This is a genomic window from Wolbachia endosymbiont (group A) of Oxytorus armatus (genome assembly GCF_964027005.1).
GTDB classification, from domain to species: Bacteria; Pseudomonadota; Alphaproteobacteria; order Rickettsiales; family Anaplasmataceae; genus Wolbachia; species Wolbachia pipientis.
Genome location: NZ_OZ034719.1, coordinates 242224 through 259253, shown reverse-complemented (window position 1 = coordinate 259253; position 17030 = coordinate 242224). Strand labels below are relative to the sequence as shown.

Sequence of the window (17030 nt, the reverse complement as noted above, 5' to 3'; positions counted from 1 at the left end):
ATGTTTTAAATGCTTTATAAGCGCATTTTAGCTTATATTAGGTAAAAACCTAGAATTTTATAAAGACATAAGGTGCACATAGTGCAAAAAATTAAACATGAGACGCCAGATTCGTGAGTTTTTTTGTCATTTAATCTGTACAGAGAAGATAAATAAATAGCTTCACTTTCATGATAAGGGGGCTGACGGAGTTTGTCAAGGAAGTTTTTTCGTTTCTATGAGCTACTTGGATGACGAGAAAGGAGCACTTACATATTTATGGCAACCTCATTACCTGCGCTCAAAAAGTTTTTCAATATCACTGAGTTTCATTTCTATATAAGTTGGTCTTCCGTGGTTGCATTGCCCGGAATATGGGGTTTTTTCCATTTGTCTCAGCAGCTCATTCATTTCATCTAACCTCATTTTTCTACCCGCTCTAATTGATCCATGACAAGCGATAGTGGCCAATATTTTGTTCACTTTATCTTCTACTGGCAATGTATCTTCTATTTCCGTTAATCTATCGACTATATTAATTAGCATCTCTTTCACATCTATTGCTCCCAAAATTGCAGGGATTTCTTTTACTATCACTTTATTTTCTGATTTGATCTCAATATCAAAACCCATTTCAAATAACTTATCTTTATAAACTTCAATCATCTCCATTCCGGCTTGATTTTTGATTTCAACCGTTTCAGGAAGAAGTAGTTTTTGTCTTTTTATACTTGATTTTTGTTTTAAGCATTCATATAGTAGCCTTTCGTGGGCTGCATGCTGGTCGACTATAATCAATTTGTCTCTTACCTCGGCAATAATGTAAGTATTATAGACCTGACAGCGTGCAAACCCGAGCGGGTGGCTCTCTATCAAATCAACTTGCTCTAACACCTTTTTTTCTAGAACCATAGTCTCCGCTTGTGATGGTAATTTCTGTATGCCGGTATAATCAAACGATTTTGACTGTTCTGATAAGCTTTTTACTCTTTCATTTGGAGAAGCAAATTCTTTTATTAGTTGATTTTCAAAAGGACTTGGCCTTCTTTCATTTTGAACATTAGGTTTATCAAAAGGATCTGGCAATGTTGAATCCATTTTCTGGTCATGCGCTAGAAAGGTGCCTATCCTTCTTGAAAATGCTTTAATTAATCCTCTTGTCACTATCTCATATATGAGCTTCTTATTCTGAAACCTTACTTCTGACTTATTTGGATGCACATTTACATCTACTTGATCATAAGGTATCTCTAAATGTAACGCTGCGAAAGGATACCTATCGCTTGGAATAAAATCATGATATGCATACCTAACTGCGCCAATAAGTAAATTATCTTTAATTGGCCTTCCATTAACAAACGTATAGATCTGAGTGGACTTACCACGATTGACGGTCGGCTTACAGATGTGTCCCGTAAGTTTAATGTCGTCTTCTTCTTCATTGATCTCCAGAGAACTGCCCTGAAATTCTTCTTCTACTTCACACAATCTATGAAATAACGAAGTCTGCTTAGCGTATTTTAAGAGCTTTTTATTACCTGAAGTGAGAGTAAACCCTATATGATAGTTAATCATTGCTAGGTTGTTTACAATATCAACAATGCTTTGAGTTTCTGCTCTTTCAGTTTTTAGAAATTTTAGTCTATTTGGAGTGGCAAAAAATAAATCTCGTACTTCAATATGTGTGCCTTGTGATAAAGAGTAAGGAGTTTGCTCCCCTATTTTCTCTCCACCCTCATAACTTATAGACCATGCTTCATTTGCTTCTCTTGCCTTAGACGATAATTTTATCCTACTTACTGCTGCTATTGAAGGCAGAGCTTCTCCTCTAAAGCCAAGATGCTTGATTTCTATCAACTCATTGTCGCTCAATTTTGAAGTAGCATGGCGCATAAACGCAAGTTCTAAATCGTTTTTTTCTACTCCGTTACCATCATCTGTCACAATAATAAGGTTACGCCCACCACTTTCTATTTTAATCTCTATTTCTAAACTTCCAGCATCTATTGCATTTTCCACTAATTCCTTTACTACACTTGCTGGCCTTTCTATCACCTCCCCCGCTGCTATACGGTTTATGGTTTTTGTGTCTAAAAGAATTATTGCCATAGATTTATTATGAAACTGGTTTCTCTTTTACTTCTTTGGTCTGTTTCTCTCTCCACTTTTTTAACCTACCTGCAATTTCACTGTTGGAAATTGACAATATAGATACGGCAGTAATGGCAGCATTATATGCTCCATTTTCTCCTATAGACATGGTTGCAACTGGAACACCCTTTGGCATTTGAACTATAGAGAGTAGGCTGTCCAGCCCATTTAATTGTTTACTATGCACAGGAACACCGATAACTGGTAAACAAGTTAGTGACGCAACCATACCAGGTAAATGAGCTGCACCTCCTGCACCAGCTATAATAACCTTAAAACCTTCTTCTTGTGCAGATTTAGCAAAATTGAAGAGCCTTTCTGGCGTTCTATGTGCAGATATTATGAATATATCATGTGAAACTTCTAATGCTTTTAACATATCAACAGTATGGACCATAGTGGTGTAATCTGACTCACTTCCCATAATAACAGCAACATCTTTTTTTATTTTTGTCATATTCAACACAATTTTACTTACTAACTAAATAATGTTCCAGCTAAAAAGCAACAAATATTTAAATTATATTATAAATATAATATATAGAATTCTCGTTAAAATAGAAATTTTAAAAATTTAAATAAATATTTATATTAAGATATAGAGATATAAACTTCTTATGTAAGATAAATTTATAAAATAATTATTTTTGTATTTCAAGCTTTGTAATCTTAGCTTGTTCTTTCTATAAATGGTTTTTTCAGATAGACTGATGGTAAAATGGTAATTTAAAATTACTAGAAATTTGATAAAAATATTAATATATAATCAACTTAAAGTTTTAAATATTGATATCATATAATTATTGACAAGTTACATGATATTAATATCTTAGTATATTAATATCATGTTATAATATTTAATAAAGTTAATTGATATGTGAGTGTAAGAATTATGGAAATAATATCGTTAAATAACTTAGACAGTGCAGGAATAAAAACAAAGTTGCTTTATATAATAAATAAAATTGTAGAAAAAAATGCTTGGACTCAGGCTTTTGCAGCTGAGAAACTTGGTATTGATCAGCCAAAGGTATCGCAAATTAAAAATGGTAAAATAGATGGTTTTTCTTTAGAGCGATTGTTAGGATTTCTAAAAAAACTTGATCATGAGATAACAATCACGATGAGAGAAAGCCAAGAAATAAAATCTGAGGCAGAAAAAGTAAAACATGAAGTTGAATCGCAATAGATACAAAGTTGACAACTTGTTTTTTGTGATATAGTATAAAACTTATTAAGGTAGTATCTTATGGCTGAGTCTATTGTAGAAAAGTGTATAGAACGGGCAAGTAACCGTTTCAAATTGGTTCTGTTGGCAAGTCAAAGAACACATGATTTAAATACAGGGGCAAGTAATCCAATTCAAGCAGCTAAGTTTAAAGGTCATAAAAATACCATAGTTTCCTTACATGAAATAGCAGGAAAACAGGTGGATACTCATGAGCTGTTTAGCCTTTTGGTAGGTAGATGCAAGGAATACATGAAAGGAAATATGAATAATGTTTACAGCAGTAATACAAGTAAGCTAGCGAATTTATTAAATTTTTCTGATAACACAGATCTTGATGCAAGTCAAGAAAGCCAAGATTATGAAGTGGATGGTGAAATAGATGATGAAATAAATGATCAAGATGGCGATGAAGAAGTATCCGTTTAGAAATCTACTGAAGTTACATAGTCTTTAAATGATTTGCATTGCTATCTATACACTGTTGTTCTGTATGAGTGTAATGTTGTGTTGCATAGTGTCTAAGTCAAATGATGTGTACAATAAGGTTTTAGCGTTCAATAATTTCTCAACGCAAGTAGTTGTACTTATAACAGCAATATCAATCATTCTGAATAATTTTTTTTTAATTGATATAGCATTGTTGTATGCTAGCGTTAGCTTTATATCAACTATAGCACTAATGAGATTAATGTTGTTTTGATAATTTATGATAGGATCCATTTTCATATTTTTAGGTATTTGTTTGATAATTATTTCAAATATAGGGGTGATCAGATTTCCTGATTTCTATACTAGGTTACATGCAGCAGGTATTACAGATTCTAGCGGTGCAACGTTATTGTTAATTGGTTTTGCTTTGCAGAATGGATTTTCAATCAATACTGTTAAAATAGTATTATTAATTTTTATAATATGGGTAGCTAACTCAACTAATAGCTATATTTTAGCGCGCACTCATTATAAAGTTAAGAAAAAAACTGTTAAAGAAGGCTAAGGTGTTAGAAATATTAAATGTAGTGTTACTTTTGTTGTTACTAACAGTTACGGTTTTTATAGTTTTCTCGCGACATTTAGTCGTAAGTGCTGTTCTAATGTGTGTATTTAGTTCACTGATTGCGCTTATATACTTAATTATGAATGCACCTGATGTTGCAATTACTGAAGCTTCTGTTGGTGCGGGGCTCAGTACAGTTTTTACGTTTGCAGCACTCTCCTTGATAAAGAATCATAAAGTAAATCTATCTCATAACCCTATAACGCTTTTTTTTATGTTATTTCTGGCTGTATGTTTGTCATATTTTATGATTCAATTGCCAGATTTTGGCAGCCACAATGCTCCGATCCACTTGCATGTTGCTCCTTATTATGTGGAAAATACCGAAAAAGCTACCGGTATTCCTAATATAGTGACAGCTATTTTGGCAAGCTTTCGTGGTTATGACACGTTTGGAGAAACTATAGTAGTTTTTACTGCTGCGCTTTGTATAACGTTGATATTAAAAGAAGAAAAAGAAAATGATTAAAGATCCGATATTAAATGCAGTAACATTTTTGATGATACCTTTTATCATTTTATTTGGTTTATACATACAATTTCACGGTGATTACACTCCGGGTGGAGGTTTTCAAGCAGGAATAATTATTGACTCCGGGATAATATTATATTCAATGCTATTTGGTGTATCTACAACTCTAAAAGCAATACCTTATTCTGTGATTAGATTGACTAACGTGTTAGGTATTTTAATTTATGGAGGAACGGGCGTTGCAACAACTTTACTTGGCCAAAATTTTTTATCTTATGATATCTTGTTAACCAATAATAGAACCGGTCAAAAATTAGGTATTTTTTTGGTGGAATTAGGTGTAGCATTTACTGTCTGCTCCTCTATGTTAATTATATATATAAATTTTGCTCGTAGGAAAAAACAATGACTTTATATAATTATACGATTATTATTGTATTAATGGTGCTAGGTTTATATATTATTATAAACGATAAAAATTTAATCAAGAAAATGATAGGGGTAAGCGTCTTCCAAGCATCTGTTTTGTTATTTTACATATCTCTAGGATATATAAAAAGTTCCTTGCCTCCTATATTGGTTTCAAATTTTTATTCATATAGCAATCCTATACCCCATGTTTTAATGCTTACTGCTATAGTGGTTGGAATTGCAACATTTTCAGTTGGATTATCCATAGCAGTAAAAATGGAAGAAAAGTATGGAACAATCGATTAAGACAAGTGTACATAAATTAACAGTATCTTAAACTATATGAAGTAACAAATAGCCACAAGTTAAAAGTAAAATTATAGACTTGCTCGTTGTAAGTTTGTTTGTTAATAAGAAATAAAATTATAAACTATAAAGGTAATGATGTCAACTATTAATGATGCAGAAGATAAGAAAAAAATTATCAAAGATCTGGTAACTAAGAGTATAAAAAAGGGTGGTTTTATTACCTTTGATGATATAAATGATAAATTATCAGATGAAAATTTTTCGTCTGACTTTATAGATGATGCTATATCTTTATTGCAGGATTCCGGAATTAATGTGCTTGAAAGTAGCGAAGATGAAGAAGATATTCCTTCCAACAGTGATGATAGTAAACTTGATGATGATGACACATCGCCAAATGTTACTGCAACTTTAGTACAAAATGATGATCCAGTGAGGATTTATTTACAAGACATGAGCTCCGTAAAGCTTTTATCAAGGGCAGATGAAATCGAGATAGCAAAAAAAATTGAATCTGAAAAGCATAACATGTTACGTGCAATAATTGAAACATCAGTAACATTAAAGGTGATAAAAGTATGGCGTGATGATTTAAGTAATGGAGCTCTCTTACTGAGAGAAATTATAGATCTAGATGCAATTTATAACTCTGATTTTAATGTGGTACCCAAAGAAGAAAGTGAAGAGAGTGAAGAAAGTGCTGAAGATGTTGAGGATTCTGAGGATGTTTCTGAAGATGCTGAGTACTGTAGTGATGATGAGAAAGACGGTAATAATGAAGATATAAGTTCAGTCAATTTAAATGTTTCTATTCTTGAAATGGAAAGTGACTTATTGCCAAAGGTCATAGTTGCATTGGATGAGATAATTACTTTAACAAATGAAGCGTTGATATTAAGAAAAAATTCTAAAAATTTCTCTAATGAGCTAGAAAATTTGTATAATCAAATATGGTCTATAGCATTACAAATTAAGTTAAATGATGCTGCTGTTGCCAGAATTACACAAGAACTTTATAAGATAAATAGATCCATTACGCTTGAAGAGGCTAATCTTATTGCTGAGGCTAGAAAATACGATATCGATAGAGAAAGTTTCTATAAAGTTTATGATGACGTGCTTTTAAAGCACGAATTGAAAAAGATAAGTCTTTTAAAGATCAATGAAAATCAGTCCTCTTTTACAGGTGAATTAAAAAACAAATTTTTAAGGTTTATAGACGATAACTCTGAACATATAGCTAGTACCTTGAACGGTATTAAGCAGCATATACAGGAAGATAACGTACAAGAATTTAAGGAGCTAATCAAGAGAATACAAAAACACGAACGAGAAGTCTCTGAAGCAAAGCAAGAAATGATTAAGGCTAACTTAAGGCTAGTAGTTTCCATTGCTAAGAAGTATTCAAAAAGAGGCCTTGATCTGCTTGATTTGATACAAGAAGGCAATATTGGTCTTATGAAGGCCGTGGATAAGTTTGATTACAAACGTGGATATAAATTTTCAACTTATGGCACTTGGTGGGTAAGACAATCAATCACTAGAGCAATACCTGAGCAGTCTAAAGTAGTTAGAATACCAGTTCATATGGTGGAAATTATCAGTAAAATCAACAGAGCATTAAGAAAGATGACTCATGAGATGGGAAGAGAGCCGACGTTAGAGGAATTGAGTGTAGAACTGACAATGCCACTGGAAAGAATACGCAAAGTTATGAAAATAGTAAGGGATCCAGTAAGTCTTGAAGCTCCAACAGGAAAAGATGATAGTAGTACCTTTGGTGATTGTATAGAAGACAAGCGAGTCTCCAGGCCAGAGGATGCTGCAATACTTGCTGACTTGCGTGGCATTACAACCAATGTTCTTGCAACTTTAACACCAAAGGAAGAAAGAATTTTAAGAATGCGTTTTGGCCTTGGTAAAGATGGGAAGGAACATACCTTAGAAGAAGTAGGAAAAATTTTTAATGTAACACGTGAGAGAATTAGGCAAATAGAGGCAAAAGCACTGCGCAAGTTGAAACATCCAAGCCGTGCTAGAAAACTTAGAGGGTTCTTTTAAGTATACGTGTCAAGTTAAGAAGAAGCTGATTTTGCCCGGAAAAAGTGGAGAGCAAGTTAGGCCAAAGTTGTATAATTTCACCGCTATTTTTCTTTTTCTATGAATCTAATGAAACAACATGCTAATCTACGGTAAATATTATGACAAACAAAAATGACAATTCTAATTCAAAGTATAGAAATTTTTATGTTCTGGGTGATAGCTTATCCGATAATGGCGCAATCATTGGAATTTTAAATAATTTATCCTTTGCAAAAAGCGTAAAATTTGATGATCCTTTTTATCAAGGAAGATCTTTTAGCAATGGCCCTACTGCTGTTGAATATATAGCAAAATATTTAGATTTAGATGAATTTAAACCTGGGTGGAGTTATTCATTTTTTGGGAGATGCCACGAACAGCAAGGTCAGAATTACGCAGTTTCATATGCAACAGCATCTGAAATTTTTGACCCTATTTTTTCTTATTTCTTCAATAAATTTCGTTTAGCTAACCAGCTAGATGCGGTAATTAAACATCATCCAGATATAGGTAAAGAAGATTTATTTTGCATCATAATCGGCGGAAATGATGTTATGGTTGCCACTGCTTATGACGATACTAAAGCGGAAGAAGTGTTGGAACAAGCAGTGAGTGAAATATGTAATGCACTTAAGGTTCTAAATGAACATGGTGTTAAGCATGTAGTTGTTGCAAATGCACCTGAAGTTGGCTCAATACCAGCTTTTAATAGAGATGAAGAAGCAAGGGAACTAGCTACAAAGCTCACGGAGAGTTTCAATGCAAAACTGGCTAAAGGCTTAGATTATATGAAGAAAAGTACAAATCTTGAAATAAAAGCATTTGATCTTAACTCTAAAATGAGAAGTATGTTTAGCGAATACAAGAGCAAAGGTTTAAATTGTCAAGATGCATGCACATCGAACATTGCAGACCAAGTTGGGAGATTTAAAGAAAATATAAAAATACTCTTAAAGTTGATATTTAAAGGGGAACTTGACGTTCACTATAACCCTGGGTGTAGCAAAGAAACACTAAAGGATTATTTCTTTTTTGATTATTTCCATCCAACTGCGGAACTTCATCATGAAGTTGGTAATGAAGTGTATGAGTTGATTTGACACAGTTTTTTGAACATATCCTTTTAAATAGTAACCAGACTGCATTCTGTGATTTTTAGCAAAACACGATCTTTCATTTGAGCTTTCTTCAATTTAAAATAAATACAGAAAATTGCTGCCTATAGCTAAACTGACTTAGATTTACCGACAATTTGAAAAACCGTCATCCCGCTACTATATAGTTATTGATATATATTTTCTTTTAAGCTCTTGGTTTTGATCGATAAATGTAATCATTTCATCTTCTAAAGTTTTAATTTGATTACGTAAAATTGCAAGAAGTTCCTCTATTTGTTTGATTATAGATGTATCAGTTACCTGTTGGATTTGGGTTTTTTGTATTTTTGCTATTTCTACAAGTTGGTTTCTACGAGATAATTTTTGTTTCAAGCAATCAATATTACCATTACTAACTGTTAAAGGAGTAACACGCATATCTGTATTATTAATATAACGTGAGATGATACTGCAGTCTATTTTATCAGTTTTTGTAGTAATACCAAGGCTTTTAGCATAGTCTCTCCCACCTTGGTTGAATGACGTACACCTCAAAACCATTGCTTAGTAAAGTATAGGCACATAATTTTTCGTATCCACCAGTTGCCTCAAGACCAATTTTGGTTACATTATGCAAACGTAAAAAGTCCAGCATTTCATCAATGGATTGTACATTGTTTTCAAATATTTTATAATGCTCAAGTGGGTGAATGTGGAGATCTAATTTACTTTTGCTAACATCAATGCCAGCAATAATGTTTGATGAATTCATAATTCCTCCGTAATAATAACATATACTGCATTTTCCAGCCTTATATACGAGCCTAAAAGCTCAATCAGTTGTTCGGAACTTTCAGTATAATAAACCAGAGAAGAGAACCTTGCTGAACAACGATTCTTATAATCAAGGGGCGTGACGGTTCCTCTTCTCTGTGTGTCTTTAATATCACTACTTTGATATTTATAAAGACTTGTTCTTAACATATAAGGGAAGTGTCCTCTAGGTAAGATTGTGGAGTATTCGTTGCAGCATTTGGCTGTTCAATTACGCTAGTTGATTCTTTAGGTATACTATTTCCTTCAAAATTTCCATCTTTTTATTATGTTCTCTTTAGCATTTTGAGAGTGAATTATTCTAGTTTTGATATTTAACCGTTTTGTATCTGCTGTAATGATTTCACTTCCAATTTGCTATTCTTTACATATTGAATTGCAAGCACTAACGCTTTACTCCCAGAAGCTGTGGTACTGTAAGCTATATTTTGCAAAATAGCAGTTCTGCGAATATCTTTGCTGTCTGAGACTGATTTCACATCTTTTGAGGTATTGATCACTAGATTTATTTTTCCATCTTTGAGCATATCAACTATGTGGGGTCTGCCTTCTCTCACTTTATTTACAGCTTTTGCAGCAATGCCGTTATTGTTCAGATACAAAGCCGTACCTTTGGTTGCATATATTTCAAAACTCAGTTCTTTCAACATTCGTACAACAGGCAATATATACTCTTTATCATCATCTTTTACTGAAACCAGAGCTGCTCCTTCTGTTGGTAACTTGTATCCTGCAGCCATGTGCACTTTTGCAAGTGCAGCTTCGAAAGATGAGTCGATTCCCATCACTTCTCCTGTTGATTTCATTTCAGGACCAAGTAAAGTATCCACTCCTGCAAAGCGGGTAAATGGAAAAACAGCAGCTTTAACTGCAAAATGATTGAAAGGCTTGTTTTCCTGATTCAATTTTTTACCCAAAATAACCTGAGTGGCAAGCTTTGCAATAGGAATATTGATTACCTTGGAAATAAAAGGAACGGTTCTACTAGCTCGTAAATTTACTTCAAGTATGTATACATCTCTCTCTTGAACAGCAAACTGAATGTTTATCAGACCTTTCACTTTTAATGCTAATGCTATTCTCTCAGTTTGGAGCTTGATCTCTTTTATTACTTCGTCGCTCAATGTATTTGTCGGTATTGAGCATGTTGAATCGCCAGAGTGGATACCAGCTTCTTCAATGTGCTCCATGACCGCTGCAATGAAAACTTTTTCCCCATCACATACAGCATCAACGTCAACCTCAACTGCATTGACTAAAAATTTATCAAGAAGCAGCGAACCATGCTCAAAGATTTTAGTTTGATCCAAGACGTACTCTTTAAAGCTCTGAGTATCGTGTCTAATCGACATAGACTGACCGCCGAGGACATATGATGGCCTGACTACTAGTGGAAACCCCACCTTTTCTGCGTTGGTTAACGCTTCTTCTACTGAATGGCAGATAGAACTTTCAGGTTGTTTTAAATTAAGTTGCAAAGCAAGGTTTTTAAATCTCATGCGATCTTCTGCAAGGTCAATAGAATCAAACGGAGTTCCCAGAATTTTGAAACCTCTCTCGTTAAGCACTTTGGCTAACTTTAAGGGCGTTTGACCACCTATTTGAACTATTACACCAACCAGTGTGCCATTTTCTTGCTCTTTACTTAGTATTTCAAGCACATCCTCTGCAATCAGTGGGGCGAAATATAAACGATCAGCGGTATCGTAGTCAGTTGAAACAGTTTCTGGATTACAGTTGATCATTATTGTTTCATACCCCATTTCTTTGGCGGCAGAAGCTGCATGTACGCATGCATAATCAAACTCAATACCTTGACCAATGCGATTTGGACCACTTCCTAAAATGACAACCTTTTCTCGGTCAGAAATGTCCGCTTCGCATTCTGTCCTATTTGTAATGTCTCCCTCATAGCAGCCATACATATAAGCAGTGCTCGATTCAAATTCAGCCGCACAGGTGTCTACACGCTTATAAACTTGTTTGATGCCAAATTTTTTTCTTGTTTCTTCGATTTGCTCTACTTTCTTATTGCTTAATTTCGCCAATCTTGCATCTGAAAATCCCATTTTTTTCAGCTCTAACATTTCATATGCAGTTTCAGGAAGGCCATTTTCCTTGATTTTTTGTTCAGCCAAGATGATTTGCTGTATATTTTGCAGAAACCATAAGTCATATCCTGTAATCGAATTTATTTCTTCTATGCTAATTCCGTGGCGCATTGCGTCAGCAGCAATCAGTAATCTGTTTGGTAGCAATTTTGCTAATTGAGATTTTATGTGATCAATATCAATGTTCTCAGGAAATACTTCATCAAGTCCTGTAAAATCAGTTTCAAGTGAACGGAAAGCTTTCTGTAGTGACTCATTAAAAGTGCGGCCTATAGACATCACTTCTCCCACTGATTTCATGGAGGTTGATAATTCACAATTCGTCCCCTTAAATTTCTCAAACTCAAATCGAGGAATTTTAGTGACGATATAATCAATCACTGGTTCGAATGCTGCTGGTATTATTGGAGCGCAGTCGTTACGTATTTCATCGAGCGAATAGCCGATAGCAAGTTTGGTTACAACTTTTGCAATAGGATAGCCTGTTGCTTTCGAAGCAAGTGCAGAAGAGCGAGAAACTCTTGGATTCATTTCAATTACAACGAGGCTTCCATCTTCTTTAGGATTCACTGCAAATTGAACATTTGCACCACCGGCACTAACATCAATTTCTCTCAGCACTGCTATAGATGCATTTCTCATCTGTTGGTATTCTACGTCACGCAGAGTCAAAGCAGGAGCAACAGTTATGCTATCCCCAGTGTGCACTCCCATCGGATCAACATTTTCTATCGAACAGACTATTATGCAGTTATCTTTACAATCGCGGATAACTTCCATTTCATATTCTTTCCAGCCAATAATTGATTCATCTATCTGAACTTCATTTATTGGCGAAATTTTGAGAGCACTTTCTGCGATATTGAAAAACTCCTCTTTATTATATGCTATACCACTACCTGCGCCACCAAGAGTGAATGATGAACGGATGATTGCTGGTAATCCAACGTAGTCCAAAGCCTTTTTTATTTGTTCTTGATTTTTTATAATGATACTTTTGGGGTATTTCAGTCCTATTCTATCCATGGACTGACGGAATAACTCTCTATCCTCTGCTTTTTTTATTGCTTCTCTATTTACCCCTATTAATTCTACATTGTATTTGTCTAACACTCCATCATCTGCAAGTTTTATTGCACAATTGAGCGCTGTTTGCCCGCCCATTGTTGGCAATATTGCATCTGGCATCTCCTTAATTATAATTTTCTCTATGATTTCAGGCAGTACCGGCTCAATATAAGTTGCATCAGAAAACTCAGGATCTGTCATTATAGTTGCGGGGTTGGAGTTAACTAAAATGACTTTATAACCTTCACTTTTTAATACTTTACAGCTTTGCGTTCCGGAATAATCAAACTCGCATGCCTGACCTATAACTATTGGGCCTGCTCCTATTACTAATATAGATTCTATATCTGTGCGTTTCGGCATAATTACAATAACGGTCTCTATTCAAGTAATGTTACCAATCTTTCCTGTATATGTGAATTTTTATTAAACCTATTAGCTAATTACTTTTAGGCTTGACGCATAACTGTACGAACATTGCAATTTGCGTGGCAGATTCCAGTGCTTGACACACAGCTGTACAAACATTCATTTTTGAAGGTAAATTGCACAGCAAATGATGTCATTCAAGTAGCTGACACTGGTTCCTTTATGACGGCAGTGCCCAGAGGTGTCATCCCAGTCTGGGATGGCTTTGTTGCATCGCTACTTATGAAAGGCTAACTATAATTAGGATTATAAGCAACTTATTGAAAATCTTGTTTTTTTTGCAATCAATCTGATCAAATTTAAGAATAGTAACTTGTTATTTATATTAATAAATTTAATTCTATTGAAAATAGCTAAAGCATTGAAATTCTTGAATTTTAGCCGGATTAGTGAGTGGTAGTGAAATTTCTTTTACTCAAATTTAGGTATTCACTGACCGTTCTTGTTATACATACCAGAATAATAAGCTACTGATATTCTCTACTTTTTTTATCTTTAATCCATCATAGCTAGCGATGCAACAAAGCCATCTGGGATCCAGAAAACTTAACTTTATAGCTCTTTCCATAAAAGTCCGGATGTGATAGGATAAGGGTAGATGATGATAAGGAGGTTGAATGCCAGCAGCATATAGTTATGATTTAAGAAAAAAAGCAATGGAAGCGCTAGACGAAGGAGAAAGCAGAGAAACAGTGGCAGCAAGATTTAAGATTGGACGAACTACTTTATGGGAGTGGCAGCAAAGAAGAAAAGAAACAGGAGACTTTCAATCAAAAAAACTTGGAAATGGGGGTTACAATCACAAAATCACCGACTGGGATACCTTTGCCAAATTTGCCAGAGAACACGGAGGAAAGACTCTATCGGAAATGGCTAAACTTTGGAACAACGTTAGTATCCAAACGATCTATCGAGCCCTTAAAAAAATTGGATTTACGCGCAAAAAAAGACATATGGATACAAGGAAAGAAACGAAGAAAAACGTGCTGAATTTTTGAAAATTATAGCGACAAAAGAACCTAAAAACTTAGTGTATATAGATGAGTCTGGCATTGATAACACCGAAGACTACCCCCTACGGATATTGCCAGAAAGGACAGCGGTTTTATGCCTTAAAATCTGGAAAGAAAACTCAACGAATCAGTATGGTTGCAGCCTTAAGTGGAAGAAAGATAGTTGTTCCGTTAACCTTTGAAGGCCACTGTAATATGGATGTTTTTAATGGATGGTTTGAGCAATTTTTGACACCGATCTTGGAACCTGGACAGACTGTCATTCTTGACAATGCTACTTTTCATAAGTCTGATAAGATTATCGAGCTTGCTAAAGGGGTTGGTGCAGAAATTTTGTATCTGCCGCCTTATTCTCCAGATTTCAACAAAATTGAGCATCATTGGTTTGCTATAAAAAACAGAGCCAGGAAAAACATTCCTCTATTCGAATCCTTTCGTCGTGCTGTTGATTCTGCCTTCCTATGACCTGTTCGGACTATTATGAGAAATGCTATAACTTTCACTTCCCCATCCTTACCTAAATATTTCATTCCAAATGTATAAACTGGCGGCTTAATATCTGATTTATTGCATAGGGACTTATCATTCCAAATTGCACCTGCCCATTTATCTTCTTGAGCTTCAACATATCTACCTACAAAATGCATACCACCTAGTTTATCGTTTGGCTCACCACAAAAAATATGTCCAAACCCTATAGTTTCTTTTTCACTTCCACTATTTGTAAACCAAATGTTAGCCAGTTCATCTTTAAGTAACTCCAAATCCGCATCTGGCGTAATCACTTATATATTCCTTTCACTACTTCTTGATGCTGCGGACAACTAAGTAAAATTTTGAAATCTTCTTTATCTGGATGTGCTCCCCAATCTCCACAAACTTTCAACACTCCTCTATCGAAGTCAGTTAATTCTGAAACGGTGGCTGGTTGTGAACTGAAAAATGGTTCAAAATTGACTTCAACATTTTCTTCTACATAGCCGGTGTGAAAATAATGATCCTTAATATAAAAAATAAATCCTATTATTGGTATTATTAAACACAAAATTAGTTTAACTGTCTTCGACATAATCACGTTCACAAAAAAGCTAGCCTATAAGAAATAATTTAAAAAAGTTTTAATCTAATCGTTTTTGCAGAGCAGCAACTCCCGGCATTTCATCGCCACTTAACCAATCTAAAAATGCTTCTCCACCAGTGGAAACATATGTAAAATCCTTATCGGTAAGGCCTGCAGCGCTTATTGCAGATAGACTATCGCCTCCCCCTATTATGCTGGTTAACTTTCCTTTGTGCGTTAAGTCACTTACGATTTTCATTACCCCTATTGTACCGCTTGCAAAAGCTGAATGTTCAAAAACACCAATAGGTCCATTCCACAGCAGAGTCTTACTGCTTGCTATTATACTGCTTATTGTACTCAAAGTTTGTGGTCCGATATCCAAAATTATATCACCGTCCAAAATGGACTCAGTTCTTCTTGAAATACTAGTGCTGTAATCAGAGTTTACTGCAACCAGAACGTCTTCTGGCACAACTATTTTGCAATTGTTTTTATTTGCTGTTTCAACAATATTATGTAGAAGGTCGTCAACACCATTTTGAAAGAAAGATTTCCCTATATTTACTTTGCTAAATGACAAAAAATTATTGGCTATTGCACCACCTAGAACTAGGTAATTAACCTTTTCTGTTAGCTTCATAAGCACTTTTATTTTAGTTGATATTTTAGCTCCCCCAACTATCGCAGTAATAGGTTTAGCTTTAAACGATACAGCTTTTTCAAGATACTTTAGCTCATCTTGCAAGCAAAATCCTGCATAGGAAGGTAAAAATTCTGTAATGCGTGAAATAGAAGCGTGAGCTCTGTGAGAGCAAGAAAATGCATCATTTACATATATATCCACTAGAGATGCTAATTGTCTGGCAAAGTTTGCATCATTCTCCTTTTCCCCTTCATAAAATCTTAGATTCTCTAGTAATATTATATCTCCTGCATCCATAACACTTACTGCTCTTTGTACTTTTTCACCAACGCAATCGTCAATAAATTTCACTTTTTTATTTAGTAACTGCGATAAAGTGTCAATTACATTTTTTAGCGACAGATTATTGTCTCTGGCCTTTGGGCGTCCGAAATGTGATATAATAATAATCTTTGCACTCGCATTCACTAAATACTGAATAGTAGGCAATGCTCTCAAAATACGAGTGACATCACGAATTTCTCCATCTTTTATAGGAACATTGAAGTCAACTCTGAGTAAGACGGTTTTATTGTGAAGATCACAATTTTCTATACTGGGTATATTCATTGTAAAACTAAAGCTATAAAGCCACTATACAGCAGTTTGACCTAAAGTAAAGTTTGAGTTTACGAACGTTTAAGAAAATTTGCATGCCAAACGCTTGACACTGGAACCTTATCGTCATGCCATCACGAACCGTCATACCGCCGGGTATCTCTTAGCCGCTAACACGTAGCGGGATACTTGACCTTTACAGGGATGACGGTTGTCGTTTAGCTACAAATATTAAGAAATTTACCAAACGAAAAAAAAGGCAAAAGAAGCCCCGTGGTTGGCTAATTACTTACATTATACTTTCAAGTATGGCGTTTTTTTATTCTAAACGCTTAATAACCGCGATTTAGCTGCTTTTTAATGCAACTAACCTTTAGTCATAAATGTTTAACAAATTTACTAAACAGAAAAAAAGGCAAAAGAAACCCTAGGGTAGCTAGTTATTCACTATCCATTTTTTAAGTTGGCGTTTTTTTATGTTTTAAA

19 protein-coding genes and 1 pseudogene are annotated in these 17030 nt (G+C 34.6%); 11 read left to right on the top strand and 9 right to left on the bottom strand.

Annotated elements, in window-relative coordinates; translation table 11 throughout:
* Window positions 1-270: 270 nt before the first annotated feature.
* Window positions 271-2088 (bottom strand): DNA mismatch repair endonuclease MutL, encoded by a 1818-nt coding sequence (mutL, locus tag AAGD79_RS01320; RefSeq protein WP_341811466.1) that lies wholly within the window; start codon window positions 2086-2088, stop codon window positions 271-273.
* Between the two features lie 7 nt (window positions 2089-2095).
* Window positions 2096-2587 carry a 5-(carboxyamino)imidazole ribonucleotide mutase gene (purE, locus tag AAGD79_RS01315; protein WP_006280351.1) on the bottom strand — a complete coding sequence of 164 codons (492 nt, stop codon included), beginning with the start codon at window positions 2585-2587 and terminating at the stop codon, window positions 2096-2098.
* A 435-nt stretch (window positions 2588-3022) separates the two neighbouring features.
* On the opposite strand from purE, the gene AAGD79_RS01310 reads away from it, so the two are divergent.
* The 9 genes from AAGD79_RS01310 to AAGD79_RS01270 all read left to right on the top strand — a co-directional run bounded on the left by AAGD79_RS01310 (window position 3023) and on the right by AAGD79_RS01270 (window position 8789).
* Entirely contained in the window at window positions 3023-3319 is a 297-nt protein-coding gene (locus AAGD79_RS01310) for a helix-turn-helix transcriptional regulator (protein WP_341811465.1), read from the top strand.
* Window positions 3320-3379: 60 nt separating this feature from the next.
* Window positions 3380-3787 (top strand): DNA-directed RNA polymerase subunit omega, encoded by a 408-nt coding sequence (rpoZ, locus tag AAGD79_RS01305; RefSeq protein WP_341811464.1) that lies wholly within the window; start codon window positions 3380-3382, stop codon window positions 3785-3787.
* Window positions 3788-3815: 28 nt separating this feature from the next.
* The gene (locus AAGD79_RS01300; protein ID WP_007548527.1) at window positions 3816-4061 is read left to right on the top strand and encodes a monovalent cation/H+ antiporter complex subunit F; all 246 of its coding nucleotides are present in this window, start codon (window positions 3816-3818) and stop codon (window positions 4059-4061) included.
* Window positions 4062-4067: 6 nt separating this feature from the next.
* Window positions 4068-4355, top strand: a complete 288-nt coding sequence (gene mnhG, locus AAGD79_RS01295) for a monovalent cation/H(+) antiporter subunit G (RefSeq protein ID WP_006279703.1) — start codon at window positions 4068-4070, stop codon at window positions 4353-4355.
* A gap of 1 nt (window position 4356) precedes the next feature.
* Window positions 4357-4884 carry a DUF4040 domain-containing protein gene (locus AAGD79_RS01290; RefSeq protein ID WP_015589497.1) on the top strand — a complete coding sequence of 176 codons (528 nt, stop codon included), beginning with the start codon at window positions 4357-4359 and terminating at the stop codon, window positions 4882-4884.
* A complete protein-coding gene (locus AAGD79_RS01285) occupies window positions 4877-5296 on the top strand; it encodes a Na(+)/H(+) antiporter subunit B (RefSeq protein ID WP_341811463.1) in 420 nt (139 codons plus the stop codon). Before AAGD79_RS01290 ends, AAGD79_RS01285 begins: the two co-directional genes overlap by 8 nt.
* Window positions 5293-5604 (top strand): cation:proton antiporter subunit C, encoded by a 312-nt coding sequence (locus tag AAGD79_RS01280; protein ID WP_006279706.1) that lies wholly within the window; start codon window positions 5293-5295, stop codon window positions 5602-5604. Before AAGD79_RS01285 ends, AAGD79_RS01280 begins: the two co-directional genes overlap by 4 nt.
* A gap of 138 nt (window positions 5605-5742) precedes the next feature.
* The gene (gene rpoD, locus AAGD79_RS01275) at window positions 5743-7668 is read left to right on the top strand and encodes an RNA polymerase sigma factor RpoD (RefSeq protein WP_341811462.1); all 1926 of its coding nucleotides are present in this window, start codon (window positions 5743-5745) and stop codon (window positions 7666-7668) included.
* 140 nt (window positions 7669-7808) lie between these two features.
* A complete protein-coding gene (locus AAGD79_RS01270; RefSeq protein ID WP_010082050.1) occupies window positions 7809-8789 on the top strand; it encodes an SGNH/GDSL hydrolase family protein in 981 nt (326 codons plus the stop codon).
* A 174-nt stretch (window positions 8790-8963) separates the two neighbouring features.
* Here the strand turns inward: AAGD79_RS01270 and AAGD79_RS01265 are convergent, their stop codons facing one another.
* The 4 genes from AAGD79_RS01265 to carB form a co-directional block, all read right to left on the bottom strand.
* Window positions 8964-9347 (bottom strand): hypothetical protein, encoded by a 384-nt coding sequence (locus AAGD79_RS01265; RefSeq protein ID WP_227738615.1) that lies wholly within the window; start codon window positions 9345-9347, stop codon window positions 8964-8966.
* Window positions 9298-9558, bottom strand: coding sequence for an IS110 family transposase (locus AAGD79_RS01260; RefSeq protein WP_010082049.1), 261 nt, complete (start codon window positions 9556-9558; stop codon window positions 9298-9300). Before AAGD79_RS01260 ends, AAGD79_RS01265 begins: the two co-directional genes overlap by 50 nt.
* The gene (locus AAGD79_RS01255; RefSeq protein ID WP_006279709.1) at window positions 9555-9770 is read right to left on the bottom strand and encodes a hypothetical protein; all 216 of its coding nucleotides are present in this window, start codon (window positions 9768-9770) and stop codon (window positions 9555-9557) included. Before AAGD79_RS01255 ends, AAGD79_RS01260 begins: the two co-directional genes overlap by 4 nt.
* Window positions 9771-9934: 164 nt before the next feature.
* On the bottom strand, window positions 9935-13162 hold the full coding sequence (gene carB / locus AAGD79_RS01250) for a carbamoyl-phosphate synthase large subunit (RefSeq protein ID WP_341811461.1): 3228 nt from the start codon (window positions 13160-13162) through the stop codon (window positions 9935-9937).
* A 138-nt stretch (window positions 13163-13300) separates the two neighbouring features.
* Between carB and AAGD79_RS01245 the strand changes: the two genes are divergently transcribed.
* Window positions 13301-13462 (top strand): hypothetical protein, encoded by a 162-nt coding sequence (locus tag AAGD79_RS01245; protein ID WP_238514577.1) that lies wholly within the window; start codon window positions 13301-13303, stop codon window positions 13460-13462.
* Window positions 13463-13845: 383 nt separating this feature from the next.
* Window positions 13846-14706 (top strand): annotated as a pseudogene (locus AAGD79_RS01240) (IS630 family transposase).
* Here the strand turns inward: AAGD79_RS01240 and AAGD79_RS01235 are convergent.
* The 3 genes from AAGD79_RS01235 to AAGD79_RS01225 are packed head-to-tail and all read right to left on the bottom strand — an operon-like array spanning window position 14619 to window position 16556.
* Window positions 14619-15026 (bottom strand): EndoU domain-containing protein, encoded by a 408-nt coding sequence (locus tag AAGD79_RS01235; protein WP_341811460.1) that lies wholly within the window; start codon window positions 15024-15026, stop codon window positions 14619-14621. The pseudogene AAGD79_RS01240 and the gene AAGD79_RS01235 overlap by 88 nt on opposite strands.
* On the bottom strand, window positions 15023-15310 hold the full coding sequence (locus AAGD79_RS01230) for a hypothetical protein (protein ID WP_012673373.1): 288 nt from the start codon (window positions 15308-15310) through the stop codon (window positions 15023-15025). Before AAGD79_RS01230 ends, AAGD79_RS01235 begins: the two co-directional genes overlap by 4 nt.
* A 49-nt stretch (window positions 15311-15359) precedes the next feature.
* A complete protein-coding gene (locus AAGD79_RS01225; protein ID WP_341811459.1) occupies window positions 15360-16556 on the bottom strand; it encodes a phosphoglycerate kinase in 1197 nt (398 codons plus the stop codon).
* Between the last annotated feature and the right edge of the window lie 474 nt (window positions 16557-17030).